The sequence below is a fragment of the Rhodobacter aestuarii genome (assembly GCF_900156655.1).
Classification (GTDB): Bacteria; Pseudomonadota; Alphaproteobacteria; order Rhodobacterales; family Rhodobacteraceae; genus Rhodobacter; species Rhodobacter aestuarii.
Genome location: NZ_FTOG01000008.1, coordinates 201,858 through 228,028, shown reverse-complemented (window position 1 = coordinate 228,028; position 26,171 = coordinate 201,858). Strand labels below are relative to the sequence as shown.

24 protein-coding genes and 1 tRNA gene are annotated in these 26,171 nt (G+C 61.2%); 19 read left to right on the top strand and 6 right to left on the bottom strand.

The features are described 5' to 3' along the window. Nucleotides 1–28: 28 nt before the first annotated feature. On the top strand, nt 29–2,017 hold the full coding sequence (locus tag BW967_RS12950) for an enoyl-CoA hydratase-related protein (protein ID WP_083952228.1): 1,989 nt from the start codon (nt 29–31) through the stop codon (nt 2,015–2,017). Nucleotides 2,018–2,025: 8 nt separating this feature from the next. On the opposite strand, the gene BW967_RS12945 is transcribed toward BW967_RS12950, so the two are convergent. Continuing rightward, on the bottom strand, nt 2,026–2,241 hold the full coding sequence (locus BW967_RS12945; protein WP_076485494.1) for a hypothetical protein: 216 nt from the start codon (nt 2,239–2,241) through the stop codon (nt 2,026–2,028). A 142-nt stretch (nt 2,242–2,383) separates the two neighbouring features. On the opposite strand from BW967_RS12945, the gene BW967_RS12940 reads away from it, so the two are divergent. After that, complete coding sequence (locus tag BW967_RS12940) at nt 2,384–2,632, top strand: DUF2312 domain-containing protein (protein WP_076485493.1); 249 nt, start codon at nt 2,384–2,386, stop codon at nt 2,630–2,632. Nucleotides 2,633–2,824: 192 nt separating this feature from the next. Here the strand turns inward: BW967_RS12940 and BW967_RS12935 are convergent, their stop codons facing one another. Next, complete coding sequence (locus BW967_RS12935; protein WP_076485492.1) at nt 2,825–3,712, bottom strand: hypothetical protein; 888 nt, start codon at nt 3,710–3,712, stop codon at nt 2,825–2,827. 115 nt (nt 3,713–3,827) lie between these two features. Between BW967_RS12935 and BW967_RS12930 the strand changes: the two genes are divergently transcribed. After that, a tRNA-Thr gene (locus BW967_RS12930) sits at nt 3,828–3,903 on the top strand. Between the two features lie 536 nt (nt 3,904–4,439). Then, a complete protein-coding gene (locus BW967_RS12925) occupies nt 4,440–6,377 on the top strand; it encodes a methyl-accepting chemotaxis protein (protein ID WP_076485525.1) in 1,938 nt (645 codons plus the stop codon). Nucleotides 6,378–6,440: 63 nt separating this feature from the next. Here BW967_RS12925 and BW967_RS12920 read toward each other — a convergent pair whose 3' ends face one another. Further along, a complete protein-coding gene (locus BW967_RS12920; protein WP_076485491.1) occupies nt 6,441–7,079 on the bottom strand; it encodes a TetR/AcrR family transcriptional regulator in 639 nt (212 codons plus the stop codon). A gap of 111 nt (nt 7,080–7,190) precedes the next feature. Here BW967_RS12920 and BW967_RS12915 point away from each other — a divergent pair, with 111 nt between their 5' ends. Further along, a complete protein-coding gene (locus tag BW967_RS12915) occupies nt 7,191–9,236 on the top strand; it encodes an oxidoreductase (protein WP_076485490.1) in 2,046 nt (681 codons plus the stop codon). Between the two features lie 35 nt (nt 9,237–9,271). Here BW967_RS12915 and BW967_RS12910 read toward each other — a convergent pair whose 3' ends face one another. Then, on the bottom strand, nt 9,272–9,955 hold the full coding sequence (locus tag BW967_RS12910; RefSeq protein ID WP_076485489.1) for a GntR family transcriptional regulator: 684 nt from the start codon (nt 9,953–9,955) through the stop codon (nt 9,272–9,274). A 227-nt stretch (nt 9,956–10,182) separates the two neighbouring features. Here BW967_RS12910 and BW967_RS12905 point away from each other — a divergent pair, with 227 nt between their 5' ends. The 5 genes from BW967_RS12905 to BW967_RS12885 all read left to right on the top strand — a co-directional run bounded on the left by BW967_RS12905 (nt 10,183) and on the right by BW967_RS12885 (nt 14,914). Continuing rightward, nucleotides 10,183–11,157 (top strand): ABC transporter ATP-binding protein, encoded by a 975-nt coding sequence (locus BW967_RS12905; protein ID WP_076485488.1) that lies wholly within the window; start codon nt 10,183–10,185, stop codon nt 11,155–11,157. Between the two features lie 33 nt (nt 11,158–11,190). Beyond that, complete coding sequence (locus tag BW967_RS12900) at nt 11,191–12,456, top strand: ABC transporter substrate-binding protein (protein WP_076485487.1); 1,266 nt, start codon at nt 11,191–11,193, stop codon at nt 12,454–12,456. 105 nt (nt 12,457–12,561) lie between these two features. Continuing rightward, a complete protein-coding gene (locus tag BW967_RS12895; protein ID WP_076485486.1) occupies nt 12,562–13,419 on the top strand; it encodes an ABC transporter permease in 858 nt (285 codons plus the stop codon). 1 nt (nt 13,420) lies between these two features. Further along, nucleotides 13,421–14,257: an ABC transporter permease gene (locus BW967_RS12890; protein WP_076485485.1), complete on the top strand. Its 837-nt coding sequence runs from the start codon at nt 13,421–13,423 to the stop codon at nt 14,255–14,257. A 6-nt stretch (nt 14,258–14,263) separates the two neighbouring features. Then, nucleotides 14,264–14,914, top strand: coding sequence for an aspartate/glutamate racemase family protein (locus BW967_RS12885; protein ID WP_076485484.1), 651 nt, complete (start codon nt 14,264–14,266; stop codon nt 14,912–14,914). A gap of 83 nt (nt 14,915–14,997) precedes the next feature. Here the strand turns inward: BW967_RS12885 and BW967_RS18740 are convergent, their stop codons facing one another. Then, nucleotides 14,998–16,008 carry a hypothetical protein gene (locus tag BW967_RS18740; protein WP_076485483.1) on the bottom strand — a complete coding sequence of 337 codons (1,011 nt, stop codon included), beginning with the start codon at nt 16,006–16,008 and terminating at the stop codon, nt 14,998–15,000. 197 nt (nt 16,009–16,205) lie between these two features. Between BW967_RS18740 and infC the strand changes: the two genes are divergently transcribed. The 9 genes from infC to BW967_RS12835 all read left to right on the top strand — a co-directional run bounded on the left by infC (nt 16,206) and on the right by BW967_RS12835 (nt 25,582). Then, complete coding sequence (gene infC, locus BW967_RS12875; protein ID WP_245826545.1) at nt 16,206–16,769, top strand: translation initiation factor IF-3; 564 nt, start codon at nt 16,206–16,208, stop codon at nt 16,767–16,769. 164 nt (nt 16,770–16,933) lie between these two features. Further along, on the top strand, nt 16,934–17,521 hold the full coding sequence (locus BW967_RS12870) for a L,D-transpeptidase (RefSeq protein ID WP_076485482.1): 588 nt from the start codon (nt 16,934–16,936) through the stop codon (nt 17,519–17,521). 326 nt (nt 17,522–17,847) lie between these two features. Further along, nucleotides 17,848–18,975 (top strand): peptide chain release factor 2, encoded by a 1,128-nt coding sequence (gene prfB, locus BW967_RS12865; protein WP_076485481.1) that lies wholly within the window; start codon nt 17,848–17,850, stop codon nt 18,973–18,975. A gap of 4 nt (nt 18,976–18,979) precedes the next feature. Next, complete coding sequence (locus tag BW967_RS12860; protein ID WP_083952224.1) at nt 18,980–19,546, top strand: P-loop NTPase family protein; 567 nt, start codon at nt 18,980–18,982, stop codon at nt 19,544–19,546. A 202-nt stretch (nt 19,547–19,748) separates the two neighbouring features. Then, nucleotides 19,749–20,777, top strand: coding sequence for a BMP family protein (locus BW967_RS12855; RefSeq protein WP_076485479.1), 1,029 nt, complete (start codon nt 19,749–19,751; stop codon nt 20,775–20,777). Between the two features lie 3 nt (nt 20,778–20,780). Next, nucleotides 20,781–22,322 carry an ABC transporter ATP-binding protein gene (locus tag BW967_RS12850; RefSeq protein WP_076485478.1) on the top strand — a complete coding sequence of 514 codons (1,542 nt, stop codon included), beginning with the start codon at nt 20,781–20,783 and terminating at the stop codon, nt 22,320–22,322. Then, complete coding sequence (locus tag BW967_RS12845) at nt 22,312–23,361, top strand: ABC transporter permease (protein ID WP_076485477.1); 1,050 nt, start codon at nt 22,312–22,314, stop codon at nt 23,359–23,361. The genes BW967_RS12850 and BW967_RS12845 overlap by 11 nt, the downstream gene beginning before the upstream one ends. Beyond that, the gene (locus tag BW967_RS12840; RefSeq protein WP_076485476.1) at nt 23,361–24,305 is read left to right on the top strand and encodes an ABC transporter permease; all 945 of its coding nucleotides are present in this window, start codon (nt 23,361–23,363) and stop codon (nt 24,303–24,305) included. The genes BW967_RS12845 and BW967_RS12840 overlap by 1 nt, the downstream gene beginning before the upstream one ends. Then, nucleotides 24,305–25,582, top strand: a complete 1,278-nt coding sequence (locus tag BW967_RS12835) for an amidohydrolase family protein (RefSeq protein WP_076485475.1) — start codon at nt 24,305–24,307, stop codon at nt 25,580–25,582. Before BW967_RS12840 ends, BW967_RS12835 begins: the two co-directional genes overlap by 1 nt. 59 nt (nt 25,583–25,641) lie before the next feature. On the opposite strand, the gene BW967_RS12830 is transcribed toward BW967_RS12835, so the two are convergent. After that, the gene (locus tag BW967_RS12830; protein WP_076485474.1) at nt 25,642–25,887 is read right to left on the bottom strand and encodes a hypothetical protein; all 246 of its coding nucleotides are present in this window, start codon (nt 25,885–25,887) and stop codon (nt 25,642–25,644) included. Nucleotides 25,888–26,171: the final 284 nt, after the last annotated feature.

The window sequence follows — 26,171 nt, the reverse complement described above, 5'->3', positions numbered from 1 at the left end:
GCGTAAGTTGCATGAAAACGGAGGGGGCATGGCAAGACGCGTGGGCGTGCAGCGACGAGAGGGCGTGGCGCTGATCACGCTGGGCGGGTCTGCCGAGGATCCAAGCGCCGGTTTTGACCTTCCGCTGCGCCGCGCTTTTGATGCCGCCCTGAGCGAGGCGTTGGCCACGCCAGACCTCAAAGCCCTTGTACTGCGTGCGGGTCCAAATGGCTGGCCGCAAGCGGCCGATCCTTTTGCCGATTACGCCCCCGAGGCGCCCAGCCTTGCCGATCTTGCCACGCGCATTGCCGCGGCCCCCGTGCCCGTGGTGATCGTGCTTTCTGGGATGATCACGGGGGGCACTTTGGCGCTAAGCCTTGCGGCGGGCTTGCGACTTGCCCATGCCAATGCGCGGTTTTTCTGCCCAGAGCCCGGGTTAGGGTTGATCCCCGCCGCAGGCGCGCTGGTGCGTTTGGTGCGCCGCGCAGGCGGGGCGGCAGCGCTTGATGCCGTGCTGGCCCCTACGCCGCTTGATGCCCAGTCCGCCATGCATTTGGGCCTATGCGATGCCGTTGCCTCCGAAGGCACGATTGAGACCGCCGCGCTCAGCGAGGCCTTGCGCGTGGCAGAGGGCGGCGCGCCCTTCACCACGCCCGATGCCGCCTTGGCCGATGCCGGCACAGCGCTTGATGCGCTGCTGCAAGCCCGCGCGCGCCATGCGCAAGGCCCCCATGCATCGCTTTTGCCACAGCTGACCGAATTGGCCGAGGCGGCCTTGCTGTTGCCGCTTGAGGCCGCGCTCGATGTAGAAGCCGTTTTGATGGCAGACCTGCTTTCGCGCGAAGACAGCGCCGCGCTGCGCCATCTTAGCCGCGCACGCCGTATCGCTCTGCAACTGGGGGGGCTTCCCACAGAGATTGCCGTGGCCGAGCCGCGCCGGATTGCGCTTTGGAACCCGCCGGAGCGGTTGGTGCGCGCCCTGCTGAGCCGTGGTGTCACGGTGCAAATCGGTGCCAGTCAGCCTGAGCGGCTGGAAGCCACGCTCACCGCCGTTGCCCACGCCCAGCACAAGGCCCTGACAGCAGGCCGGATTGATGCTGCCCGGCGCGATGCCGATTGGGCAAGGCTGGAACCCGTCGCAAGCCCTGCCGATTTCACGCAATCCGATCTGCTGATTGCCAACCCCACGACGCCCGAAGACCTTGCCGATTTGCGCGCGCGCCCCGCTTCCGCCGGGATCATGGCACTGACCGGGGCCACCCCGGCCCCGGGCGAATTGGGCGTGGATCGCACGCGCGGCCTTGCCGCGATTTGGGCACCCGAACCGGGCCACGACGGGTCCCTCGCCCAGCTTGCCATGGTGCTGCGCACGGATGGCACGCAGATCATTCATGGGGTGGCACTGCCGCTGCGCCTTGAGGTGGCTTTTATCGCTGCCGCCGAGCGGGCCATTTTGGCGGGCGCAAGCCCGGCGCAAGTGGATCGCGCCTTGACCGAGTGGGGCTTTCCTGAAGGGCCTTGTGTGCGACTGGATGCGCTTGGGCTGAATGCAGTGCAGGCACGCTTTACCGTCGCCGGGCGGCGGGGACGCGCGCTGATCGCGGCTCTTGTCGGCACCGGGCGGTTGGGCAAAGCAAGCGGCGCGGGGGTCTATGACTACCCCGATGATGCGCCGCCCCAGCCCCGTGTGGGCGAGGAAAACTGGCTAGCGGCCTTACGACTGGCGGAAGGGATCACCCCACAGGGTCTGACCGATGCAGAGATCGTCGCGCGTGTTTTGGCCGAGCTTGCGGGCGAAGGCGCCGCCGCGCTCGAAACCGGGCGCGCCCACCGTGCCAGCGACATTGACCTTGCCGCAGAGGCTGCGCTTGGCTTTCCACGCCGACACGGCGGCCCAATGTTCCAAGCGGACCGGATCGGCGCCCTTGCGCTCCGCAAACGGCTGCGGGCGCTTGTGGCTGAGGGATGCCCCCTGCCCTCCCCGCGCCTCGATCGCATGATCCGCGATGGCGAAAAGTTCTTTGAAGACGAAAGCTAAAGCGGCGCTTATTTAAAGGTGATCCCGATCACCACAAGCATCAGCCCAATCGCAGAGACGAACAGCGCCCCAAGGTTCAGCGCCACGATCTGGCGCAACCGATCGCGCAAGCCCGCATCATCAAGCCCTGCGCCCTTTGCCTTGGCCACAAGCGAGGCACAATAGAGAATGCCGACAAGACCCACCAGCGACACGGCTGCTCCGATCCAGATCAGTATTTCCATGGCTCCCTCCGCTTTCCCTTGGGCTACACGGATGGCGCAGCAATGGCAAGCGCAGGCTGTGCCAAGTGGCTTGACCACCCTCAATGCTTGAAGCCCGGCGGGGGCTGCGCTAGGGAGAGGCTCCATCGCCAGCGAGGATCCCATGCCCAACGACGTCTATAACGTGGCCGCCGACGAACTGCGCCAGTTCATCGAGCAATACGAACACCTCGAAGCCGAGAAGAAAGACATCACCGAGCAACAAAAGGATGTCATGAGCGAGGCCAAGGCCCGCGGTTACGACACCAAGGTGATGAAAAAGATCATTGCCATGCGCAAGCGTGACAAGAACGATCTCGCCGAAGAAGAGGCGATCATGGACATTTACAAAGCCGCGCTTGGAATGATCTGAGCGCAACCGCGCGTTTAAAAAGGAACAGGGCTGGGGCGTTCCCCTGCCCGTTCCAGCACGAAATGTTGCATATTCAACAGCACTTGACCGCATTCCGCGCGGTTTTCCCGTTCGAAAATGAACGTCTTTCACCGCCAAACGGCCCCGCAATCATCTAAGATGTTGCATTTGGGCAAAAGAGTCTGGCCGCGCTCACGGCGTGATCAGCGTCACCCCCGGCAATTGCGCAATTGCCTCGATGTCTTCGTCATAAGCGGCCCCGATTTCGGCGACAAGCTCATCGGTCCAGCCCGGCAGCGGCAACTCTGCCTCCAATGCTTCGGGGCGCGCGAATTTATCCAAGAACGCGATCAACACTTTGCGGCGCTGCTCAACCGAAAGCGGCGGATGCTGCGCCACGTAAGCGCGCAGGCGCTTCACGCCCTCGGGTTCCATGATCTCTTCGACCAGAGCCATTTCCCCCTCAACCACCACATCATCGGCAATGCCGGACATGGCGCGCAGCACCTCTGGGAAAATCAGCGGCAAATCTTCATTGCACCACAAAACAAGCTTGGCATCGCAGCGTGCGGCCGCCTCGGCCATGCGCGCGACCACCGGCCCCCAACGCAAGTCAAGCGGGTCTTGCCCGGCCATCATCTCCGTATAATCGCGCCCATTCTGCCGCGCCATCAAGGCGGCAATCAAGACGGCCGGATTGATGAGCCCCAGATGAAACTCGGTCTCTTCTTCCGGGAACAGATTTGCAAGCGGGCCGAGTTTGTCCGCCGCCGAAGGGTAAAAGCCAGAGCCACCAATCGTCCGGTCCGGCAGCGCTAAGAAATTTTCATAGCTGAACACCAGTCGTTCAACCGGTCCGCTCGCCCCCCGAAGACAGGCGGTGCGCAAGTTTTCTTGCGTTTCTTCATCCGCTGGCCCGCCCTTGAGCGCGAGCAGCGCGTCGCGCAGCGCCGTGCGATAGGCACCGGGCGCGGGCGCATGGGCCTGCGCTTGCGCCATTTTTTCGGGGTTGGCGGCCAACGTGCGGATCAAACGCCCCTCGTCGGTCGCATGCGCGCCAAGATGAAAAACCAGTTGCATGATCCTGCTCTCCTCCGGCGGACCATAACCGGGCGGCAGATGTGTGGCAAATCGCTTCTGATCACCCCACCACGCCCCTTGCGCGCCCCTTCGCCCGACGTTATTTCAAGGCAAGGCCGGCGTAGCTCAGTTGGTAGAGCGTCTGATTTGTAATCAGGGGGTCGGGAGTTCGAGTCTCTCCGCCGGCACCATGAAATCCTTCAAAATACTGACAAGGCTCCGCTTTATCGCGTGATGGCGTATGCGTAGAACACAGTCGCGTACAAAGCGGCGTCGAGCTGTTTCGCGAAAGCGGCCCGCGCCGAATGGGCGGGACTGAGTCCGCTAGGCCCGTGCCAGCACGCAATACGCTAAAATCTTCTGTAGTTTGTTGGGGCGTTTGGAGGCGGGCAGGATGGACGCTGCGCGTCGGTTCCGCCCGTGAAACCCCGCCCGTTCCCCTGCCTTTTTGCGCCCCAGAACGAATGACCTTCAGTCAGATAATTCTGACCCAGGGTCATTTGATAAAGGAAAATGCGCGCTCAACGCGCAAAACTGGACGGTTTCCAAGAACAGGTGCGCGTGGCGAACACCGTCGCGTTTGGCGGAGCAGCCCTTCCGGTCAGCTCGACAAAATATTATCTATATCAATAGTTTGAATGCGTTTTTCGAATAGCCATGACAACCATCCGTTAAGACCCGAGGCATAGACAAAAAGCACCCAAGCTGAGGAACTACCATGCGGTTCATGTCGTCATTGAAGATTGGTGCTCGTATCTATTTCATCGTTTTAGCTTCGATCCTAGCCAGCGCGGCCATTGCCGGCACGATGTATGTTCTGGCCGTCGATAACGTCTATTCCATGCGGGAAAAGAACCTCACGGATGTCGTTGACCTTGCGGTCAGCAAGCTCGATCAGCTCAACACACGCGTAGAAGCGGGAGAAATCAGCCTTGATGCGGCAAAGGCCGAGGCCCGCGATTTCATCAGCACGCTGCGCTATGACAATGGAAACTACCTATTTGCCTTTGACTATGATGCGGTGGTGGTGGCTCATGGCACCAAACCAAGCCGGGTCGGCGCGAACCAGATGGACCTGCAAGACCCGAACGGTGTCTATTTCTACCGCGATATGATCGATGTCGCGCGCACCAATGGCGGCGGCATTGTCATGTATAGCACCGCGCGGGCGGGCACCAATGGCGGCCCCGACACGCTGATTCCGAAAATGAGCTTTAGCCGGAATTTTCCGCAATGGGGCTGGGTCATCGCGACCGGGACTTATATCGAAGATTTGCACGCGGTGATTGCCACATTGCGCAACTCTGCCCTGATCGTGTTCGGAGTGGGCATTCTGCTTTTGTCCTTGCTCAGCGTGGCCATTGCCCGCAGCGTGACGAAGCCGATCCAAGGCCTGAACACCCGCATGCGCGCCATGTCAGATGGCGATATTGCGGCGCCGATCCCGTTCATCGAAAAGCGCGATGAAATCGGGGAAATGGCCGCCTCGGTTCAATCCTTCCAGCATGGGCTTCAACGCACCGCCGAATTGGAAGAGGCGAACGCTCGCGCGCGCCGTGAACAAGAAGAAGCACGTTTGCAAGCCGAGGCGGAGCGGGAAGCCCGGCTTGCCCGGGAAGCCGCCATGGAACGCGAAGCTCAAGAACGCGAAGCCCAAGAAGCCGCCGAGCGGGAACACATGCGCGAACTTGCGGAAGCGGAGCGCACTGCCCATGCCGAACAGCAAAAAGTGGTTGTGGACGCCTTGGGGCAGGCGCTCAAGCACCTGTCACAAGGTGATTTGACCAGCACGATCGCCACCCCCTTCTACGGCGCCTATGAGGTGATCCGGACCGACTTCAATGCCGCGGTTGCCAGCCTGCGCGAAGCGCTTTCAACGGTGATTTATAATGCGGGTGCGATCCGTTCTGAAACCTCGCAAATCAGCACTGCCTCGAATGAATTGTCGCATCGCACCGAACGGCAGGCGGCAACGCTGGAAGAAACCGCTGCCGCGATGAATGAATTGGTGGCCTCGGTCAAAGAAGCCTCGAAAAACGCGAGTGAAGCGAATGTCATGTCGAAAGACGCGCGCCATAACGCCACCAAGGGCAGTGAAATTGCCACCCTTGCGGTAGATGCAATGGATGCGATCCGCGTGTCTTCGGAGGAGATTTCGAAGATTTCGTCGGTGATTGAGGATATCGCCTTCCAAACCAATCTATTGGCGTTGAACGCAGGTGTCGAAGCCGCGCGCGCGGGCGAAACGGGCCGTGGCTTTGCGGTGGTTGCGACCGAGGTGCGCGCACTCGCACAGCGTTCTTCAGAGGCGGCAGGCGAGATCAATGATTTGATCGAAAAGTCCGGCCAACACGTGGCCACCGGGGTGAAATTTGTCAAAGAAACCGGCGGGGCGCTGTCTTCGATCTTGGCATCTATCAAAGATATCTCGGGACGGGTCGAGGATATTGCAACCTCTGCTGCCGAACAGGCGAGCACATTGGTCGAAATCAATTCGGCCGTCATCGATCTTGATCAAGTGACCCAGCACAATGCGGCCATGTTCGAGGAAACCAACGCCGCCACACATTCGCTGCGCCGCGAAGTGGATGCCCTGTCCGATGCGGTCTCAGTGTTCAACTTGGGCACGCCAGAAGCGCAAGCTGCACGGCAAACGGCAGCATGAGGCAAAACACGAAGTTGTTCGCATCCGGCCCTTCAGATGCGGGCAATCGGTCAAGCATCCCCCTTAGCGCGGCGTAGCTTGGGGGCGATGCGCGGCCTCAAACCTTGCCATTTCGCGCGCGTTTGGCGCGGCTCCGGTGTAAATTTTCACGTAATCGGGGATCCTTGCGAGCCGTTCTTCAAAGCTTTCGCGCATCTGCATCGAGATATAACCGATCTGCACAAGATAGGCGTTGCGCGCGCGGACATCGGCCTCGTGCGCAGGCACGCCAAAGCGCGTAAAGAGCGCGGTAATAGCGGCGAGCCGCGCGGCATCCGCCGCCTGCACCCGCGTGGCCACCGCCGCATCGCCATGCGCCCAACCGCGCACGGCCCGCTCAAACCCAGGGGAAAAGGCACCATCTTCCAAGAATACGCCGATTAAGTTCAGCGCCGTTTCCTGCAGCGTTTCGGCATAGGCCGTGCTGGCGCCCAAAATCGCGCCGGTGTTGGTTTCCTCCCAATCAGAAAGCAACGCCTGCAGCAACGCCTCGCGATTTTCAAAAAACCAATAAAACGAGGTCCGCGAAAGCCCGAGCCGCTGCGCCAAAGGTTGGATTTTTACCGCCTCAAAGCCTGTCTCGATAAAGACCTCCCGCGCGGCGGCAAGCCATCCTTCGCGCGAACCGCGCCATCCTCCGGGCTGATCTTCTTTTTGTTCCATCCTCTTAGCTTAAATGCTGAGCAACGCGGGCACAAGAAATATACACCTATGACCTAATACTTGACAGTTGTGAACATTTCTTCGCATCCTGCCCCAAACTAGGAGGCCGCGATGTCCAACGATCCGCTTTTGCAACCCTATCAACTCAAGCATCTGACCCTGCGCAACCGGATCATGACGACGAGTCACGAGCCCGCCTATCCCGAGGATGGCATGCCGAAAGAGCGCTACATCGCCTATCACGCCGAGCGCGCGAAGGCGGGGGTGGCGCTCGCCATGACGGCGGGCTCGGCGGCGGTGTCGCGCGACAGCCCACCCGTCTTCAACAACGTGCTGGCCTATCGCGACGAGGTGGTGCCGTGGGTGCGTCGGCTGACCGATGCGCTGCACGAACATGGCTGCGCGGCGATGATCCAGCTCACCCACCTTGGCCGCCGCACCACTTGGTCAAAGGGCGACTGGTTGCCTTCGGTCTCCTCCTCGCGCCACCGCGAACCCTCGCACAAGGCCTTCCCCAAGCTTGCCGAGGATTGGGATATTGCTCGCATCATCAACGACTTCGCCGATGCCGCCGAGCGGATGCAGGCGGGCGGCATGGACGGGATCGAGCTTGAGGTTTACGGCCATCTGCTCGATCAATTCTGGTCGCCGCTGACCAATGACCTCGAGGGGCGCTATGGCGGGCAAAGCCTCGAGACCCGGATGCAGATGCTGACGGATGTGCTGGGCGCGATCCGGGCGCGGGTGGGGGCGGAATTCATCGTCGGCATTCGCTACACGGCGGATGAGGCGCAGGCGGGCGGCATCGACGCCGCCGAGGGGATCGAGATTTCCAGACGCCTTGCCGCCTCGGGGCAGGTCGATTTTCTCAACGTGGTGCGGGGGCGCATCCATTCCGACCCGGCGCTGACCGACATGATCCCGGTGCAAGGCATGCCCGCCGCGCCGCATCTGGATTTTGCCGGGCAGGTGCGCGCCGCGACCGGCCTGCCCACTTTCCACGCCGCGCGCATCCCCGATGTGGCGACGGCGCGGCATGCGGTGGCCTCGGGGCTTTTGGACATGGTGGGGATGACGCGGGCGCATATGGCCGACCCGCATATCGTGCAAAAGATCCTCGCCGGACGCGAGGACGAGATCCGCCCTTGCGTTGGTGCCACCTATTGCCTTGACCGGATCTATGCCGGGGGGCCGGCGCTCTGCATCCACAATGCCGCGACCGGGCGGGAGTTGAGCCTGCCGCATGCAATTGCCCCAGCCGAGACGCGCAAGAAGGTGGTGGTGGTCGGCGCCGGGCCGGGGGGCCTTGAGGCCGCACGGGTGGCGGCCGAGCGTGGCCATGCGGTGACGGTCTTCGAGGCGCAGCCCGACCCCGGCGGTCAGCTGCGGCTTTGCGCGCAAAGCCCGCGTCGGCGCGAGATGCTCTCGATCATCGACTGGCGCATGGCGCAATGCGCCGCGCGCGATGTGGTGTTTCGTTTCAACACTTGGGCCGAGGCCGAGGATGTGACCGCGCTTTCCCCCGATGTGGTCATCATTGCCACCGGCGGCCTGCCGAACCTGACCCTGTTCGAGACGAAGGCGGAAGCGGCGCTCGTCACCTCGACCTGGGATATCATCGCGGGCGATGTGAAGCCGGGGCGCGAGGTACTGGTTTACGATGAAAGCGGCGATCATCCGGGGCTGATGGCGGCGGAAGTGGCGGCGAAGGCGGGGGCTGCGGTCGAGGTGATGACGCCCGACCGGACCTTTGCCCCCGATATCATGGCGATGAACCTTGTGCCCTACATGCGCGAATTGCAGCCGCGCGGGGTGCGCTTCACCGTGGCGCGGCGGCTGTTGGGGGTGAGCCGCGCGGGCAACCGGCTTTGCGCGCGCATCGGCTCGGATTACGGCGATTTCACCGAGGAGCGGCTGGTCGATCAGGTGGTGCTGAACTACGGCACCTTGCCGCTCGATGACCTTTACTTCGCGCTCAAGCCGCTCTCGACCAACCTTGGCGCGGTCGATTACGACGCGCTGATCGAGGGCCGGGCGCAAGGGCTCGCGCCGAACCCCGCAGGCGCCTTCGCGCTTTACCGCATCGGCGACGCGGTCAGCGCGCGCAACACCCATGCGGCGATCCATGATGCGCTTCGGCTGATGAAGGATATCTGAGGAACAAAACTGCGCAGGCGATGAACCGAGCGATCTTAGCCGTTCAACGCCTCGCGCAGGCTCGCATAGGCCGTGGCGCGGTGGCGCAAATCGAGCGAACTGAGCAAATCCAGCAGATGGTTTTTCATCAATTCCTCGGCCAAGGCGCCGTCGCGTGCAGCAAAGGCTTTCATCAGCGCGTGATGGGCATGGCTTTCGCACAGCGCGCCGCGGCGCTGCCAGTAAAGCGCGATGATCAAGGACGAGCGCGCGATCAATTGGTCCGTGAATTCCGCGATGGTTTCTTGATCGGCGATCCGGGCGATCTCTCGATGAAAAAGCCCAGAAAGATGCAAGGCGCGCCCCGCCTCCCCCGCCGCAATCGCGGCATGTTCATCGTCGATATGATGCTGTAGCGCGGCCAGATCTGCCTCGGTGATCCGCTCTGCCGCCGAACGCGCGGTGCGTGGCTCCAAAAGCGCGCGCGCCTCAAACACTTCGCGCGCCTCGCGCACCGTGGGCTGGGCGATAAAGGCCCCGCGGTTGCGGCGCAACTCCACCAAGCGATCATGGGCGAGCCGTTGCAAAGCGGCGCGAATGATCGTGCGCGACACGCCATAAATCTCGCCCAATTCTTCTTCCGAGAGCTTCGTGCCGGGGGCAAGACGATGCTCGTGAATCGCCAACGCCAAATCGGCGGCGATGGTCTCGGGAATCGGGTGGGGCTGCGGCGCACTCATATCGGAATCCTTTTGACTTCAACTTGCGGGCACGCGGTCAAGAGAGGCAAGCCGCAGCGTTCGTATCGAAGATTGTATACAATTATGTTTCACGTTTTGCGCACAACCTATCCAACAATGGTGAATTTTTTGGCACTGTCTGTTTCGCATTCCACCAAAGACAAAAAACTGTCGCCCGCAGCGCAAAGCCAAGCAAAGGATGAACCAACCCACAGGACACGGATGCGATGCGAACAGCACACGATCTCGAATTGGCTAATCTGACAAAGCGTTATGGCGACACCATCGCCGTGAATGCGATCAACCATGTCTTTGCGCCGGGCAGCTATGTCTGTTTGCTTGGCCCCTCCGGCTGCGGCAAAAGCTCGACACTGCGGATGATCGCCGGGCATGAAAGCGTCAGCGAAGGCGCGATTTTGCTGAGCGGGCGCGATATTTCGGCCCTGCCCCCCGCCCGGCGCGGCACCGCGATGATGTTTCAAAACTATGCGCTCTTTCCGCATCTATCGGTCAAGGACAATGTCGCCTTCTCGCTGCGGATGAAGGGCGTCGACAAGCCGACCCGCCACGCCAAAGCGATGGAGCTTTTGGAGCTTGTCGATATGGCCCCGCTGGCCGAACGGCTGCCCGCGCAGCTTTCGGGCGGGCAGCAACAGCGCGTCGCGCTGGCCCGGGCGCTGGTCACCGAACCCGAAGTGCTGCTGCTTGACGAACCGCTTTCCGCGCTTGACCCGTTCTTGCGCATCCGGATGCGGGCCGAGTTGAAACGGCTGCAACGCGAGTTGGGCATCACCTTCTTACACGTCACCCACGGCCAAGATGAAGCGCTCGCGCTCGCCGATGAGGTTGTGGTGATGAACAACTCCGTCATCGAACAGGCTGGCCCCGCGCGGGAGGTGTTCAACACCCCGCGCACGGAATTTGTGGCGCGCTTCATGGGCGGGCACAATGTCGTCACGCTCGATGGGCAACGCCATGCTGTGCGCTCGGATGCGGTGCGTCTGGCAAGCGACGGCCTGCCCGCGACGGTCAGCGCGATTGAATATCAAGGCGACCGCGTGGCGGTGACCGCGCAGGCCGAAGGGCAAGAACCGATTATCGCGCTTATGAGTGACGAGGCGTTTTATTCCAATGACATAACGCCGGGCCAACCGGTTCACCTTGCCTGGGACGCAGGGCGGCTCCACCGCCTTCAGGCATAATCTACGACAGTTCAACGAGAGGAACTCCCTAACATGGCAAAGACCGGTTTCACCCGCCGTTCGCTTTTGAAGACTGGCGCTGCGGCGGCGGTGGCCTCGGCGCTTCCCGCGCCGATGATCTGGGCGCAAGAGATCAAAAACATCACCCTGCGCCAGTTCGGCACCGGTGTGTCCAACCTCAATGATGTGGCCACCCGCGTGAAAGAAGACCTTGGCTTCACGCTGGAAATGACAGCGCTTGACAGCGATGCGGTGACCCAACGCGCCGCCACCCAACCCGACAGCTTCGACATTGCCGATATCGAATACTGGATCTGCAAAAAGGTCTGGCCGACCGGCAACCTGCAAGCGATGGATACGTCGAAAATTGCCAATTACGACAAGATCGTGGGCATCTTCCGCAGCGGCAAACTGACCCCGGAAAGCACCATCGCTCAAGGCACCGCGCCCCATAGCGTGGGCTTTGTCGAAGGCCCCGGCGGCACCAGCTTCGCGAAAGAAGAAACCGGCTGGATGACGCTGATCCCGACGATCTACAACGCCGATACGCTGGGCATCCGCCCCGACCTGATCGGCCGTCCGATCAGCAGCTGGACCGAGCTTCTAAACCCCGAGTTCAAAGGCAAAGCCTCGATCCTCGACATCTCCTCGATCGGCATCATGGATATGGCCATGGTCTGCGAAGCGATGGGTGAAATCACCTATGGCGACAAAGGCAACATGACTCGCGAAGAGATCGACAAAACGATGGCGATCTTCACCGAAGCGAAGAAAAACGGCCAGTTCCGCGCATTCTGGAAAACCTTCGACGAGTCGGTCAACCTGATGGCCTCGGGCGAGGTGGTGATCCAATCCATGTGGTCGCCCGCGATCACCGCAGTTAAATCGCGCGGCATTCCGTGCGTCTATCAACCGCTCAAAGAAGGCTATCGCAGCTGGGGTGGCGGGCTTGGCCTGTCGAAATCGCTCACCGGCATGGAGCTCGATGCGGCCTATGAATACATCAACTGGTATCTCTCGGGCTGGGTCGGCGGCTATCTGATGCGCCAAGGCTATTATTCGGCGGTGCCGGAAACCTCGAAGAACTTCATGTCGGAAAACGAATGGGGCTACTGGTTCGAGGGAAAAGCCGCAACCGATGTCATCACCTCGCCCACCGGCGACGTGCTCGCCCAAGCTGGCGAAACGCGCGATGGCGGCTCGTTCTACGACCGCATGGGCGCCGTCGCCTGCTGGAACGCGGTGATGGACGAAAACCAATACATGGTCCGCAAATGGAACGAGTTCATCGCTTCCTAAGCACTGCCTTGTAAGGGGGCGCAAGCCCCCGCCCGAACCGGCGCGCCCCCGCGCCGGTTCCCTCTATGACCTCCTGTTTTGATCAGATCGAAGGGACGCCGCGCGATGAAACATGCACGCGAGACGGTGATCGGATGGCTCCAAGCCGCGCCGCTAACGCTGGTGCTGCTGGGCTTCCTTGTGGCGCCGATCGTCACCATTTTTATCGTCAGCTTCTGGCAGGCGACGGAATTTTCGATCATTCCGGCTTTCAGCTTTGAAAACTACGAATTCCTGTTTGGCTCGCCGGTCACCTATAAAGTGTTCATGGCGACCTTCCGCTATGCCTTTCTGACATGGGCCTTCACGCTCGCGATCGGCTTTACGGTCGCCTATTACCTCGCCTTTCATATCCGCTCCCAAACGATGCAGATCGCGCTATTCCTGCTGTGCACGATCCCGTTTTGGACCTCGAACATCATCCGCATGATTTCGTGGATCCCCTTCCTTGGCCGTAACGGGATTGCCAACCAGACGCTGATGTCATGGGGGGTGATCGACCAGCCGCTGGAATGGCTGCTTTATTCCGATTTCTCGGTGATCTTGGCCTTTGTCCACCTCTACACGCTGTTCATGGTGGTGCCGATCTTCAACACGATGATGCGGATTGACCGCAACCTTCTGGAGGCCGCGCGCGACAATGGTGCCTCGGGGTTTCAAACGCTGATCCATGTGATCGTGCCCCTGACCAAGCCCGGGATCATGATCGGCACAATCTTCGTGCTGACGCTGGTGATGGGCGATTTCATCACCGTGCGCTTCATGTCCGGCTCGCAACGCGCCAATGTCGGTCGCCTGATCTCGAACGATATCAGCCTGTTGCAATACCCCTCCGCCGCCGCCACTGCCGTGGTTTTGCTGTGCACCGTGCTGATCGTGATCGGTATCCTGCTGCGCTTCGTCAACATTCGGAAGGAGCTTTAATATGGAAAAGCGTCCGCGCTCCTTTTACGTGCTCAGCCTCTTCTTCGCGCTCTTTGTGCTATTCCTTTACGGCCCCACGCTGACCATCGGCATCTTGAGCTTTCAAGGCCCCGAAGGCGGGCTGACCTTCCCGATGCGGGGCGTCTCGCTCAATTGGTTCCACGAGCTTTTCCAACAGCAAGCCGTTGGCGACATTTGGGGCGCCTTCCGCCGCTCTTTCGCGCTGGGGCTGATGGTGATGGTGACCACGGTCGTGGTTTCGGTGATGGCGGGGCTTGCGTTTCGCAAGAAATTCCCCGGGTCCGGCCTGCTTTTCTATCTGACCATTGCGTCGCTGGTGATCCCCTCGATCCTGATCTCGCTTGGTGTTGGGCTGATCTTCAACCAACTCGGGCTGAAGGTGCATTGGGCCACCTCTGGCTTTGGCAGCCAACTCACTTGGACCCTGCCCTTTGGCCTGTTGATCATGTTCGCCGTCTTCAACCGCTTTGACAAAAGCTATGAAGAAGCCGCGCGCGACCAAGGCGCAACCGCTTGGCAAACGATCCGCTATGTGGTGCTGCCGATCATTGCGCCCTCGCTGATTGGCGTCGCGCTTTTTGGCTTCACGCTGAGCTATGACGAATTCGCCCGCACGCTCTTGACCGCTGGCAGCTACAACACGCTTCCGCTTGAGATTTACGGGATCACCACCAATGTCACCACGCCGGTGATCTATGCGCTTGGCACGCTCACCACCGCTTTTTCCCTGCTGATCATCGGGGCGTTCCTGCTTACGGCTTGGGTGATGGCACGCCGCCGCGCGCGGCATGGCTCGGACGCGGGCAAGGGTGTGTAAGCGAAAATGCGGCTTTTATACATCAACCCCAATTCCACCGCCTCAATGACCGAGCAGGTCGTGGGCGTGGCCCGCGCCGCTTTGCCAGAGGCCGAGGTCATGGGCTGGACGAATGACAATGGCCCGCCCGCCATTCAAGGCGCAGCAGATGGCGCCGCCGCCTTGCCGGGGCTGCGTGCGCTTCTGCCCAAGGCGAAGGACGCGGGCGTGGATGTGATCGTCATCGCCTGTTTTGACGACACCGGGCTCGAGGAATTGCGCGCAGCGGCACATTGCCCGGTAATTGGCATCGGACAATCCGCCTATACGCTTGGCGCGCTGGCCTTTGGCGCCTTTTCGGTGGTGACCACCCTGCCCGTCTCTGTGCCGGTGCTTGAAGAGAATATCACCCGGCTTGGACTTGAGGGCCGTTGCTGCTCGGTCCGGGCGAGTGGGCTTGGCGTTTTGGAGGTGGAAGACGGCTCCGAACCCGTGCGCGCGCGCTTGGCCGCAGAGATCGAGGCCGCCGTGGCCGATGGGGCAAAAGCGGTGGCGCTTGGCTGCGCGGGCATGGCGCATCTGCGCGCCGATCTTGCCACGCGCACATCGGCTGCGCTGATTGATGGGGTCGTCGCCTCGGCCCATTTGGCGCGCGCGATCACCGCCAGTTTGGCTTGAGCCCGCGTCTCCCCCCACCGCAACACTCCACAAAAAGAAACGCCGCCCCTAAGGGCGGCGTTTTGTGTTCGCATGAGAGACGCTTATTCGGCAGCGGCAGCAATCGCGGCTTGCGCAGCGGCGAGCGCGGCGGCAGCAGCGGCATTGGCGGTCGCAGCGGCTTCTTGCGCAGCAGCGGCGGCGGCAACGGCTTCAGCAACCGGGTCGACAGCGGCTTCTTCAACCGGAGCAGCTTCTTCGGCGGCCGGCTCTTCAGCAGCAACTTCTTCAACCGGGGCAGCTTCTTCAGCGGCCGGCTCTTCAGCAACAGCTTCTTCAACCGGGGCAGCTTCTTCAGCGGCCGGCTCTTCAGCAACGGCTTCTTCAACCGGGGCAGCTTCTTCAGCGGCCGGCTCTTCAGCAGCAACTTCTTCAACCGGGGCAGCTTCTTCAGCGGCCGGCTCTTCAGCAGCAACTTCTTCAACCGGGGCAGCTTCTTCAGCGGCCGGTTCTTCAGCAACGGCTTCTTCAACCGGAGCAGCTTCTTCAGCGGCCGGCTCTTCAGCAACGGCTTCTTCAACCGGGGCAGCTTCTTCAGCGGCCGGTTCTTCCGCAACGGCTTCTTCAACCGGGGCAGCTTCTTCAGCGGCCGGCTCTTCAGCAGCAACTTCTTCAACCGGGGCAGCTTCTTCGGCGGCCGGTTCTTCAGCAGCGGCTTCTTCAACCGGAGCAGCTTCTTCAGCGGCCGGCTCTTCGGCAACGGCTTCTTCAACCGGGGCAGCTTCTTCAGCGGCCGGCTCTTCAGCAGCGGCTTCTTCAACCGGGGCAGCTTCTTCAGCGGCCGGCTCTTCGGCAACAGCTTCTTCAGCGGGGGCAGCTTCTTCGGTCGCGGCTTCTTCAACAACCACGACTTCTTCAACCACAACGACTTCTTCAGCCGGGGCAGCTTCTTCGGCCGGAGCCGCCACAGGGGCCGCCGCTTCCGTCACGTATTTGACTTCATATTTCGGGGCCGAGGCGCCGAGGACCGCCGCGAGGACGATACCACCGCCGAGAACGGTCAGCATCACCTTTTGGTTCTGCGGCAGGTCTTTCCAGCTTTTCTTATCGCTCATCTTTTCCCCCTCTGTTCTGTTGGGAATCTCATGGGAACACGTCAATACTGCTATTAATGGACTCGCAAATTTCGAAAGGAAACGTGTCGCATTGCCGCCTTTCGCCCGTAGGCGGATCGATTCTCATTGATGCGGATGCGATTCGCAACAAAACCGGTTGAAACACTTGGGGGCAGAGCCTATTTTGCCCGCCATTCTTGGACCTCAGAAGGAACACAGTCATAGCTCGCAGACCGCACAATGCCCCGCCGCAACGCGACACCGGCCCCCGGATCAATGATCGTATCCGCGCGCCCGAAATCCGCCTGATTGGTGCGGATGGTGAAAATGTGGGGGTGGTCACCCCGCAGCGCGCGATGATGATGGCGGAAGAGGCTGGCCTCGACCTCGTGGAGATTTCGCCCACCGCAGTGCCGCCGGTGTGCAAGATCATGGACTTCGGCAAGTTCAAATATGAACAGCAAAAGAAAGAAGCCGAAGCCCGCAAGAAGCAAAAGGTCATCGAGATCAAGGAAATCAAGTTCCGCCCTGGCACCGATACGCATGACTACGAGGTCAAAATGCGCTCGGTGATGAAGTTCTTGGGCGAGGGCGACAAGGTGAAGGTGACCCTGCGGTTCCGTGGCCGCGAGATGGCGCACCAACAACTTGGCCTTGAGCTTTTGAACCGCGTGGCCGCTGATGTGGGCGATGCTGGCAAGATCGAAAGCATGCCCAAACTTGAAGGCCGGCAAATGGTGATGATGATCGCGCCGAGATAAGCCGCGCTTCACCCGCTGACGAACGGGCCCTCTTCGGAGGGCCTGTTTCGTTTGTCTGCTCCGTTTGCCTGCGGGGTGTCACCGGCTCGTGAGGGGGCGTGATTTGCTCGGATCACTGCGCCGTGGCAAAGGTGAATGTCACAAACAACATTCGAGCACATCCGATGACCCTTATGACCCGCCGCACGGCCCTACTGACCGGGGCTGCCAGCTTGTTCGCCCCTGCCCTCGCCCGCGCGGGGACGCAAGATATTCCGATGGCCGAACAGCCCGCGATCATCGCCCCCGCAGAGCGCCACAACATCTCTTCCTTCCGTGAAATTGATTGGCGCGCGCATTTCGACACTCTGGACCGCGTCACGCTGATTGCCGATACCCGCTCGAAAGCGCTGCATTACTGGGCCGCAGGCGGCACCGACTACCGACTTTACCCGACCTCGGTGCCCAAATCGCCGGAACTGACAAAAACCGGCTATACGGAAATTGTGCGCAAGCGCGAAAACCCCAGCTGGACGCCCACTGCCTCGATGATCGAGGCCGATCCAAGCCTGCATCCGATGGAGCCGGGTCCCGACAACCCCTTGGGCACGCGGGCCATGTATCTGAGTTGGCCCGCCTATATCATTCACGGCACCCATGACACCCGCAAGATTGGCCGCAAAAGCTCGTCTGGCTGCATCGGACTTTTCAACGCGCAGGTGGAAGAGCTTTATCCGCTTTGCCCGGTCGGCACGCAGGTGTTGATCCTTTGAGTCTTGGCCAAAAATAAAGCGCTGCGGGAGGGAGGCCCGCAGCGCGTTTTTGGAACCCGACGAGGGAGAACGTCTTGGGTTCTGACCACGGGTTTCGCAGGCTTGCGCCATTTCAGGGAGATCTGAAACCCGATGCCCCCTTCTAAAGTTTGGCGCGCGGAACCACTTTGACTTAGGTCAAAATCATGTGACAGCCCTGTGCGACATTTTGGCGAGTGCAAAACAGCCGGTTTTCCCGGTGCCGCGCGCGCTCATCCCCCGCGCCGCCCCCTTGCTCGAACCCGCCGCTAGATGTAGAGAAACGCCAACCCAAGGAAGGAGTTTCCATGCGCGCCGAGATGCTCACGATCGTCGATGCGGTTACCAAAACGCTGAAACTGCTTGGTCAGCGGATGGATATCGAGACGGCGCCGCACCGGCTCGAAGAATTCGATGCGATGATCGAAGATGGCGATCTTTGGTCTGACCCCGCGCGCGCGCAAAAGCTGATGCGCGAGCGGCAGATGCTGATCGACAAACTCGCCACCTATCGCAAGATCGACCAGGAACTGACCGACAACGTCGAGCTGATTGAGCTTGGCGAAATGGAAGAAGATCCCGAGATCGTCGCGGAAGCCGAAAAAAGCCTGCGCGAATTGAAAGAATTCGCCGCTGCAAAAGAGCTCGAAGCGCTTTTGGATGGCGAAGCCGATGGCAACGACACTTTCTTGGAGATCAACGCAGGCGCAGGCGGCACCGAAAGCTGCGACTGGGCCTCGATCTTGGCGCGGATGTATACCCGTTGGGCCGAGAAAAAGGGCTACACGGTCGAACTGCAATCGGAAACGCCCGGTGAAGAAGCGGGCATCCGCTCCGTCGCCTACAAGATTTCCGGTCCGAACGCTTATGGCTGGCTGAAATCGGAAAGCGGCGTGCACCGTTTGGTGCGCATTTCGCCCTACGACAGCGCCGCGCGGCGGCATACCTCGTTTTCCTCGGTCTGGGTCTATCCGGTCGTCGATGACAACATCGAAATCGACATTCCGGCCTCGGACATCCGGATTGACACCTATCGGTCCTCGGGCGCGGGCGGGCAGCACGTCAACACCACCGACTCGGCGGTGCGGATCACCCACTTGCCCACCAATATCGTGGTGACAAGCTCGATGAAATCGCAGCACCAAAACCGCGAAGCGGCGATGAACGCGCTCAAAGCGCGGCTTTACCAAATGGAGCTTGATCGCCGGAACGCCGCGATCAACGCGCAGCACGAAGCCAAGGGCGATGCCGGTTGGGGCAACCAGATTCGCTCTTATGTGCTGCAGCCCTATCAGATGGTGAAAGACCTGCGCACCGGGCACGAAACATCCGACACGCAAGGCGTGCTTGATGGCGATCTCGATGGCTTCATGGCCGCCACGCTGGCCATGGATGTGGCCGGGAAATCGCGCGCGGACGCCCAAACGGACAATTAATCGGGTGGCGGCGCGGGTCTATATCACCGGCGCCGCAGGGGCGGGAACCTCCACGCTCGGGCGAGCGCTGGCGGACCAACTCGGTGTGCCTTTTCTCGACACCGATGATTTCTATTGGACCCCGACCGAGCCGCCCTTCACCACCAAACGCCCGGTGGCGGAACGCCTGGCGTTGATTGCAGCCGCGCAATTGGGCCAAGGCGAGGATGGCGGCTGGGTGCTTGCAGGCTCCTGCGATGGCTGGGGCGATGTCGCCATCGATGGTGCCGATCTGATCGTCTATATTTCCACCCCCGCGCCCTTGCGGCTTTCGCGCATTCGCAAACGTGAAGCCGCGCGCTGGGGCGACCGGATCCAACCCGGTGGCGATATGGAGCGCCAACACGCGCAATTCATCAAGTGGGCGGCTGGCTACGAAGACCCCTATTTCTCGGGGCGCTCGCTCGCGCGCCATTTGGCGTGGCTTGTGGGGCGAAATGAACCGGTGATTGAAGTCAGCGGCACCACGGCGCTCGGCGATTTGGTGGCAAGTGTCACCGCAAAGCTCACAGAGATCACGCAACAGCGTTGACTCGCGCCCCCTGGCTGCGACAGGCTGTCACTGCTTGCAATTTGTGCATCCCTGCCCAGAAAACGGCACCTGCCCTAGAAAGCGTCAAGGGATGTGTTAGCGCGCAAAACGGCAAGCGCGAACGAATTGACCATTAGGTGCGACAAGTTTAATCACCTGATCAAAACCACGCTTTCCGCCCCTCACCAATAGGAGATATCCAGTGGCTGCCAAGACCCCCTCCCTCCCGCTTTCGCGGCGCGCCTTCTTGCTGTCGAGCCTTGCAGGCGCCGCCCTTTTGGGCACCGCGCCGGGCATGGTGCGCGCGCAAGACGCCAAAAAGCTGAAAGTCGCGGGGATCTACACCGTGCCGGTGGAACAGCAGTGGGTCAGCCGCATCCATATCGCCGCCGTTGCGGCGCAAGAGGCGGGCGGGATCGAATATACCTATTCGGAAAACACCGCCAACGCCGACTATCCGCGCGTGATGCGCGAATATGCCGAAAGCGGCTATGACCTGATCATCGGCGAAGTCTTCGGTGTGGAACAAGAAGCCCGCGAAGTCGCGGCGGACTACCCCGAAGTGGCCTTCCTGATGGGCTCGTCGTTCAAACCCGAAGCGGGGCTTGCGAACTTCGCCACCTTCGACAACTACATCCAAGATGCCTCCTATCTCTCGGGCATCATCGCCGGTGCGATGAGCAAATCGGGCAATATCGGCATGGTTGGTGGCTTCCCGATCCCGGAAGTGAACCGCTTGATGCATGCCTTCATGGCCGGTGCGCGCGAAGTGAACCCGGACATCACCTTCCAAGTTGCCTTCATCGGCTCGTGGTTCGACCCGCCGAAAGCCAAAGAAACCGCCTATGCGATGATCGAAAACGGCGCCGATCTGCTTTACGCGGAACGCTTTGGTGTGTCCGATGCCGCGAAAGAAAAAGGCATTTTGGCGATTGGCAACGTGATCGACACGCAAGCCGATTACCCGGAAACCGTGGTGGCCTCGGCGATCTGGCACTTTGAACCGACGCTTGGCCATGCGATTGCACAAGTGCAGGCGGGCGCATTCTCGGCGGAAGATTACGGCACCTTCTCCTTCATGAAAGAAGGCGGTTGCTCGCTTGCGCCGTTTGGCACTTTTGAGGGCAAAATCCCGCAAGAGGCGCTCGATCTGGTGGCGTCGCGCTCGGACGAGATCAAAGCAGGCAGCTTCGCGGTCGAGATCAACGATTCCGAGCCGAAATCCTCCTGATCCATGTCACAAAAGGCGCAGGCGCAGACCGTTCTGCGCCTTTCCAACATCACAAAGCGCTTTGGCGCGCTCACAGCCAATGATGATGTGAGTTTTGATCTCAAGCGGGGCGAAGTCATTGCCCTGCTTGGCGAAAACGGCGCGGGCAAAACCACGCTGATGAATATCATCTTTGGCCAATACACCGCCGATACCGGCGCGGTGGAGGTGTTTGGACAGGAACTTCCCCCCGGCAACCCGCATGCGGCACTCGATGCGGGCGTGGGCATGGTGCACCAGCATTTCACCCTCGCGGGCAATCTGACGGTCTGGGAAAACATCGTTTTGGGTTCGCAGCGGCTTCGGTCGCTGCGCCTTGATTCCAAAGCCGCCAAGGCCAAAATCGCGGGCCTTGCGAAGCGCTTCCATCTGGTGGTGGACCCCGAAGCGAAAGTGGGCCGCCTCACCGTGGGCGAGCGCCAGCGCGTCGAGATTTTGAAAGCGCTCTATCGCGAGGCGCGGATTCTCATTCTCGATGAGCCGACAGCGGTTCTGACCCCACAAGAAAGCGATGCGCTGTTTGCCACCTTGCGCGAGGCAGTGGGGCAAGGGCTTTCCGTCGTCTTTATCTCGCACAAGCTGCATGAGGTGATGGCGATTGCTGACCGCACCTTGGTGTTGCGGCACGGGAAATTGGTGGCCGAACGCGCGATTGGTGACACCTCGCGCGAGGAATTGGCCGCGCTGATGGTGGGCGGCAAAGTCTCCCCGCCAAAGATCGACGCAATGCCCGCAGGCCCCGCGCTGATGCGACTGACGGGTGTGTCCACCAAAGGAGAGGGCCGTGCGCCGGGGCTACAAACGGTGAACCTGACTTTGCACGCGGGCCAGATCACCGGGCTTGCGGGCGTCTCGGGCAATGGGCAAAAGGCGCTCTCCGATCTGATCTCGGGCCTTGTGCAGCCAAGCGCCGGCGGCTTTGAAATTGCAGGCGCGGAGGTCGCCGATTGGTCACCCCGGCGCGCGCTGTCGCGCGGCATTGGCCGTATCCCGGAAGACCGCCACCACACTGGCACGATTGCCGATTTCGATCTGACCGAAAACGCCGTGCTGGAAACCTATGCCAAAGATTTCGCCCGCCATGGCTGGATGAATTGGGCAGACGCGAAGGCGCGGGCCGAAAGCCTGATTGCCACCTATGACGTGCGCTGCCCCGGCCCCGACACCCGCATTCGGCTACTCTCAGGCGGCAATATGCAAAAGCTGATCTTGGGCCGGGTGCTGGAAACCGCGCCGCGGATCATTTTGGCAAACCAGCCCGTGCGGGGCTTGGATATTGGCGCGGTGAACTATGTCCACGGTCGCTTGGCCGAGGCGCGCGAAAAGGGGGCCGCCGTGCTTCTGATTTCCGAAGACCTTGATGAGATTATGACGCTTTCTGACGTGATCCATGTGATCTCTGAGGGGCGGCTGAGCCCCGGCTTTGTGCGCGGCACGATGCGCGCCGAAGATTTGGGGCAATGGATGGCAGGTGCAGGCTTTGCGGAGGCAGCACATGCGTCTTGAACCGATCCCGGACCCCAGCCTTGCGCGTAAATTGCTGCCCCCGGCGCTCGCCATTTTGGGCAGTTTTCTGGTCGCAAGCCTTTTGGCGCTGATTGCGGGCGGCAACCCGCTTGCCGTTTTTGGCGCGATCGTCAAAGGCGCGGTCGGCTCCAAATTCGCGCTTTTGGAAACGCTCAACCGCGCCACACCGCTGATTTTCACCGGGCTGGCCGTCGCCGTTGCCTTCCGGGCGAAGCTTTGGAACATCGGTGCCGAAGCGCAGCTTTATGCGGGCGCGGTGGTCACCGCCGTTTTGGGCACCGGGCTTTTGCCTTGGCCCCCTGCCCTGCTCCTGCCGGTGCTCGCATTGGTGGCCATGTTGGCGGGCGCGCTTTTGCTGCTTGGCCCTGCGCTTCTCAAAACCCGGCTTGGGGTAGATGAGGTCGTCACCACGCTTTTGCTCAACTACATCTTCCTGCTTTTCGTCAGCTACTTGCTGGAAGGCCCGCTGAAAGACCCGATGGGCATGGGCTGGCCCAAATCGGCCCGGCTTCTGGCCGAGGCACGGCTGCCGCGCATTGTTGATGGGTTGCGGCTGCATTGGGGCTTTGCGCTCGCGCTCATCTCTGCCGTAGCGCTTTGGGTGATCAACACCCGCACCACGCTTGGCTTTGAAATGCGCGCCGTGGGCCAAAACGCAGAAGCCGCGCGCTTTGCGGGGATGCCCGTCACCCGGATCATGCTCAAAACCGCGCTCCTGTCTGGCGGGCTTGCGGCGCTCGCGGGCTTTTCCGAGGTCTCGGGACTCAAAGGCTCGCTCACGCTCGATCTCTCGCCGGGCTATGGCTACACCGGGATTGTGGTGGCGATGCTCGCGCTTTTGCATCCGCTGGGCGTGGTGGCCGCGGCCCTGTTTGTGGCGGCCATTTTCGTTGGCGCCGATGCGATGAGCCGCGCGCTTGGGGTGCCGAGCTACATTGCTGATATCATGCTGGCCTCTGCGCTGTTGATGATGGTGCTGGCGATCTTGCTCACAAAATTCCGCGTGGTGAGGGACTGATGGACTTTTTCGACATCCTCACCTCTGCCGCCTTTTGGGCCGCAGCGATCCGCATCGCCTCGCCGCTGATTTTCGCCACGTTGGGCGAATTGATCTGCGAGCGCGCCGGGGTGCTGAACCTTGGCATTGAAGGGATCATGGTCGCGGGCGCGTTTGCGGGCTGGATCGCGGTCTATATGGGCTTGCCGCTTTGGGGCGGTGTCGCGGTGGCCTTTCTCACCGGCATGGGCTTTGGGCTGCTGCACGGCACGCTGTCTGTGCCCTTTGGCCTTTCGCAACACGTGGTGGGCATTGGGCTCACGCTTCTGGCCACGTCGCTCACGTTCTACACCTATCGCGTGGTGCTGCCCGAGGTCTCCTCCCCGCCGAAGATTGAAGCCTTTCAACCCTTTGAAATCCCGCTTTTGTCTGACATTCCGCTGCTGGGCCCCGCGCTTTTCAGCCAAACGCCGCTCACCTATGCGGCCTTTATCATGGCCGCTCTTGTGGCCTTTGTGCTTTACCGCACGCCTTTGGGCTTGGCGGTCCGCGCGGCGGGGGAAAGCCCCTCGGCCGTCGCCGCACAGGGGCTTTCGGTCACCGCCATCCGCATGGGCGCGGTGATTGTGGGCTCGGGCTTCATGGCGGTGGGCGGAGCGTTCCTGACCCTGTCCGCTTTTGACAGCTTCTTCTTTGACATGGTCAACGGCCGCGGCTGGATCTGCATTGCGCTGGTGGTTTTTGGCGCGTGGAAACCCGGCAAAGCGGTGTTGGGGGCGATCCTGTTCGCCGCCTTCGACGCGCTGCAAATCCGGCTGCAACAAACCACAATCGGCGCGGTGGTGCCTTATCAGTTGTTCCTGATGATGCCCTATCTGCTCTCGATCCTTGCGCTTGTTTTGATGTCGCGCCGCGCAGAGGTGCCTGCCGCCCTCATGGTCCCGTTCAATAAAGGGGAAAGATGATGTTCGATCTGTTGATCAAAGGGGGCACCCTGCCCGATGGCACGGTGGCCGATATCGCCATTGCAGGCGACAAGATCGCCGAGATCGCCCCGAAGATCGAGGCCGAGGCGCGCGAGGTGATTGAGGCCACCGGTGATCTGGTCACGCCTCCCTTTGTGGACCCGCATTTCCACCTTGATGCAACGCTCAGCTACGGGCTGCCGCGCGTGAATGCCTCTGGCACGCTGCTTGAAGGTATCTCGCTTTGGGGTGAGCTGCGCGAGATCGCCACGGTCGAGGAAATGGTCGCGCGCGCGCTGCAATATTGCGATTGGGCGGCCTCGATGGGGCTTTTGGCCATTCGCTCGCATGTGGACACCACGCCCGATCACCTCAACACCGTTACGGCGATGCTTGAGGTGCGTGAGAAGGTGAAAGACTACATCGACCTGCAACTTGTGGCCTTCCCGCAAGACGGGCTTTACCGCGCGCCGAATGGCCGCGAGAACCTGATCCGCGCGCTCGATATGGGCGTGGAGGTCGTGGGCGGCATTCCGCATTTTGAACGCACAATGGCGGATGGCGCGGCGAGCCTTGCGGACCTGTGCCAAATCGCAGCCGACCGGGGCCTGTGGGTCGACATCCATTGCGATGAGACCGACGATCCAATTAGCCGCCATATTGAGACGCTTGCCTATGAAACGCAGCGCCTTGGGCTGCAAGGGCGCGTTGCGGGCTCGCATCTGACGTCGATGCATTCGATGGACAATTACTATGTCTCGAAACTGCTGCCGCTGATCGCCGAGGCGGGCATTTCCGCGATCCCGAACCCGCTCATCAACATCGTGCTGCAAGGACGGCATGACACCTTCCCCAAACGCCGTGGCCTGACCCGTGTGAAGGAAATGCAGGCGATGGGGATTGCGGTCGGCTGGGGGCAAGATTGCGTGCTCGACCCGTGGTATTCGCTCGGCACGGCAGACATGCTGGATGTGGCCTTTATGGGGATGCATGTCGCGCAGATGACCCACCCGGCGGAAATGGCGCGCTGCTTCACGATGGTGACCGAAACCAATGCCCAGATCATCGGGCTTTCGGATTACGGGCTGAAGAAGGGCGCGAAAGCCTCGCTCGTGGTGCTTGATGCCGCAAACCCCGTTGATGCGCTGCGCCTACGCCCCGCGCGGCTGGCGGTGGTGGCCAAAGGCAAGGTGATCGCGCGCAGCCCCCGCGCCGACGCGGTGCTGTCGCTGCCCGGGCGCCCCGGTTCGGTGCGTCGCCGCGCGCCGCGGCGCTGAGTTCAGAAAACAGGGCCGGGCCCGAAAGAGCCCGGACCTTGTGCGCAAGCCAGTCGCGTTTAGACGCGCCCGCTGACTTCTTTTTGATGCCGCCGCAGAAGATCGACCATCCGGCGGTCCGAAATGAGTTGATCGCGCCGGAATTCCACGATCAAGCATTCCGTCCGATCCAGACCGGCACTATCCAAGCGGTTGGAAAACAGCGCCTCAATGGAGCTGTCACGGCAAGGCCCGTCTGGATCGATGTGATGCAGGCGGGCATAACGCGTTACGATCTGATTGACCGAATTGCGGGCAGTTCCCATTGCAAGTCCCCACTTCAAAAGTTGAGTCCTTCCTCCCAAGAGAATTTTACCACGCTGGGGGCAGTTTTGTCGTGTGACAAGTTCCCCATTGGGCAGAACCGAACCTTCCGCCTAAATTTGCCGCAGACCCTTTGCCCAATCGAGAAGCAGATTTCTGTTTTTGCATCACGTTGACCTTGATGCATCGAAGCGGCCTAAAATGGCGTCCACGCCCCCCCCTTTTGGCGCTCCCGGTAACCCTGCGGCAACATTTACCTTGGGTTCACACCTATGCAGGCCTAATC

What these genes read in the sequence shown, in the direction of transcription:
- BW967_RS12885 (WP_076485484.1), top strand. Translation starts at nt 14,264, where the DNA reads ATGCGGCTTTTATACATCAACCCCAATTCCACCGCCTCAATGACCGAG.
- BW967_RS12895 (WP_076485486.1), top strand. Translation starts at nt 12,562, where the DNA reads ATGAAACATGCACGCGAGACGGTGATCGGATGGCTCCAAGCCGCGCCG.
- BW967_RS12905 (WP_076485488.1), top strand. Translation starts at nt 10,183, where the DNA reads ATGCGAACAGCACACGATCTCGAATTGGCTAATCTGACAAAGCGTTAT.
- BW967_RS12950 (WP_083952228.1), top strand. Translation starts at nt 29, where the DNA reads ATGGCAAGACGCGTGGGCGTGCAGCGACGAGAGGGCGTGGCGCTGATC.
- BW967_RS12900 (WP_076485487.1), top strand. Translation starts at nt 11,191, where the DNA reads ATGGCAAAGACCGGTTTCACCCGCCGTTCGCTTTTGAAGACTGGCGCT.
- BW967_RS12845 (WP_076485477.1), top strand. Translation starts at nt 22,312, where the DNA reads ATGCGTCTTGAACCGATCCCGGACCCCAGCCTTGCGCGTAAATTGCTG.
- BW967_RS12890 (WP_076485485.1), top strand. Translation starts at nt 13,421, where the DNA reads ATGGAAAAGCGTCCGCGCTCCTTTTACGTGCTCAGCCTCTTCTTCGCG.
- BW967_RS12870 (WP_076485482.1), top strand. Translation starts at nt 16,934, where the DNA reads ATGACCCTTATGACCCGCCGCACGGCCCTACTGACCGGGGCTGCCAGC.
- BW967_RS12910 (WP_076485489.1), bottom strand. Translation starts at nt 9,955, where the DNA reads ATGAGTGCGCCGCAGCCCCACCCGATTCCCGAGACCATCGCCGCCGAT.
- BW967_RS12945 (WP_076485494.1), bottom strand. Translation starts at nt 2,241, where the DNA reads ATGGAAATACTGATCTGGATCGGAGCAGCCGTGTCGCTGGTGGGTCTT.
- BW967_RS12835 (WP_076485475.1), top strand. Translation starts at nt 24,305, where the DNA reads ATGTTCGATCTGTTGATCAAAGGGGGCACCCTGCCCGATGGCACGGTG.
- BW967_RS12840 (WP_076485476.1), top strand. Translation starts at nt 23,361, where the DNA reads ATGGACTTTTTCGACATCCTCACCTCTGCCGCCTTTTGGGCCGCAGCG.
- BW967_RS12925 (WP_076485525.1), top strand. Translation starts at nt 4,440, where the DNA reads ATGTCGTCATTGAAGATTGGTGCTCGTATCTATTTCATCGTTTTAGCT.
- BW967_RS12850 (WP_076485478.1), top strand. Translation starts at nt 20,781, where the DNA reads ATGTCACAAAAGGCGCAGGCGCAGACCGTTCTGCGCCTTTCCAACATC.
- BW967_RS12940 (WP_076485493.1), top strand. Translation starts at nt 2,384, where the DNA reads ATGCCCAACGACGTCTATAACGTGGCCGCCGACGAACTGCGCCAGTTC.
- BW967_RS12915 (WP_076485490.1), top strand. Translation starts at nt 7,191, where the DNA reads ATGTCCAACGATCCGCTTTTGCAACCCTATCAACTCAAGCATCTGACC.
- BW967_RS18740 (WP_076485483.1), bottom strand. Translation starts at nt 16,008, where the DNA reads ATGAGCGATAAGAAAAGCTGGAAAGACCTGCCGCAGAACCAAAAGGTG.
- BW967_RS12830 (WP_076485474.1), bottom strand. Translation starts at nt 25,887, where the DNA reads ATGGGAACTGCCCGCAATTCGGTCAATCAGATCGTAACGCGTTATGCC.
- prfB (WP_076485481.1), top strand. Translation starts at nt 17,848, where the DNA reads ATGCGCGCCGAGATGCTCACGATCGTCGATGCGGTTACCAAAACGCTG.
- BW967_RS12920 (WP_076485491.1), bottom strand. Translation starts at nt 7,079, where the DNA reads ATGGAACAAAAAGAAGATCAGCCCGGAGGATGGCGCGGTTCGCGCGAA.
- BW967_RS12935 (WP_076485492.1), bottom strand. Translation starts at nt 3,712, where the DNA reads ATGCAACTGGTTTTTCATCTTGGCGCGCATGCGACCGACGAGGGGCGT.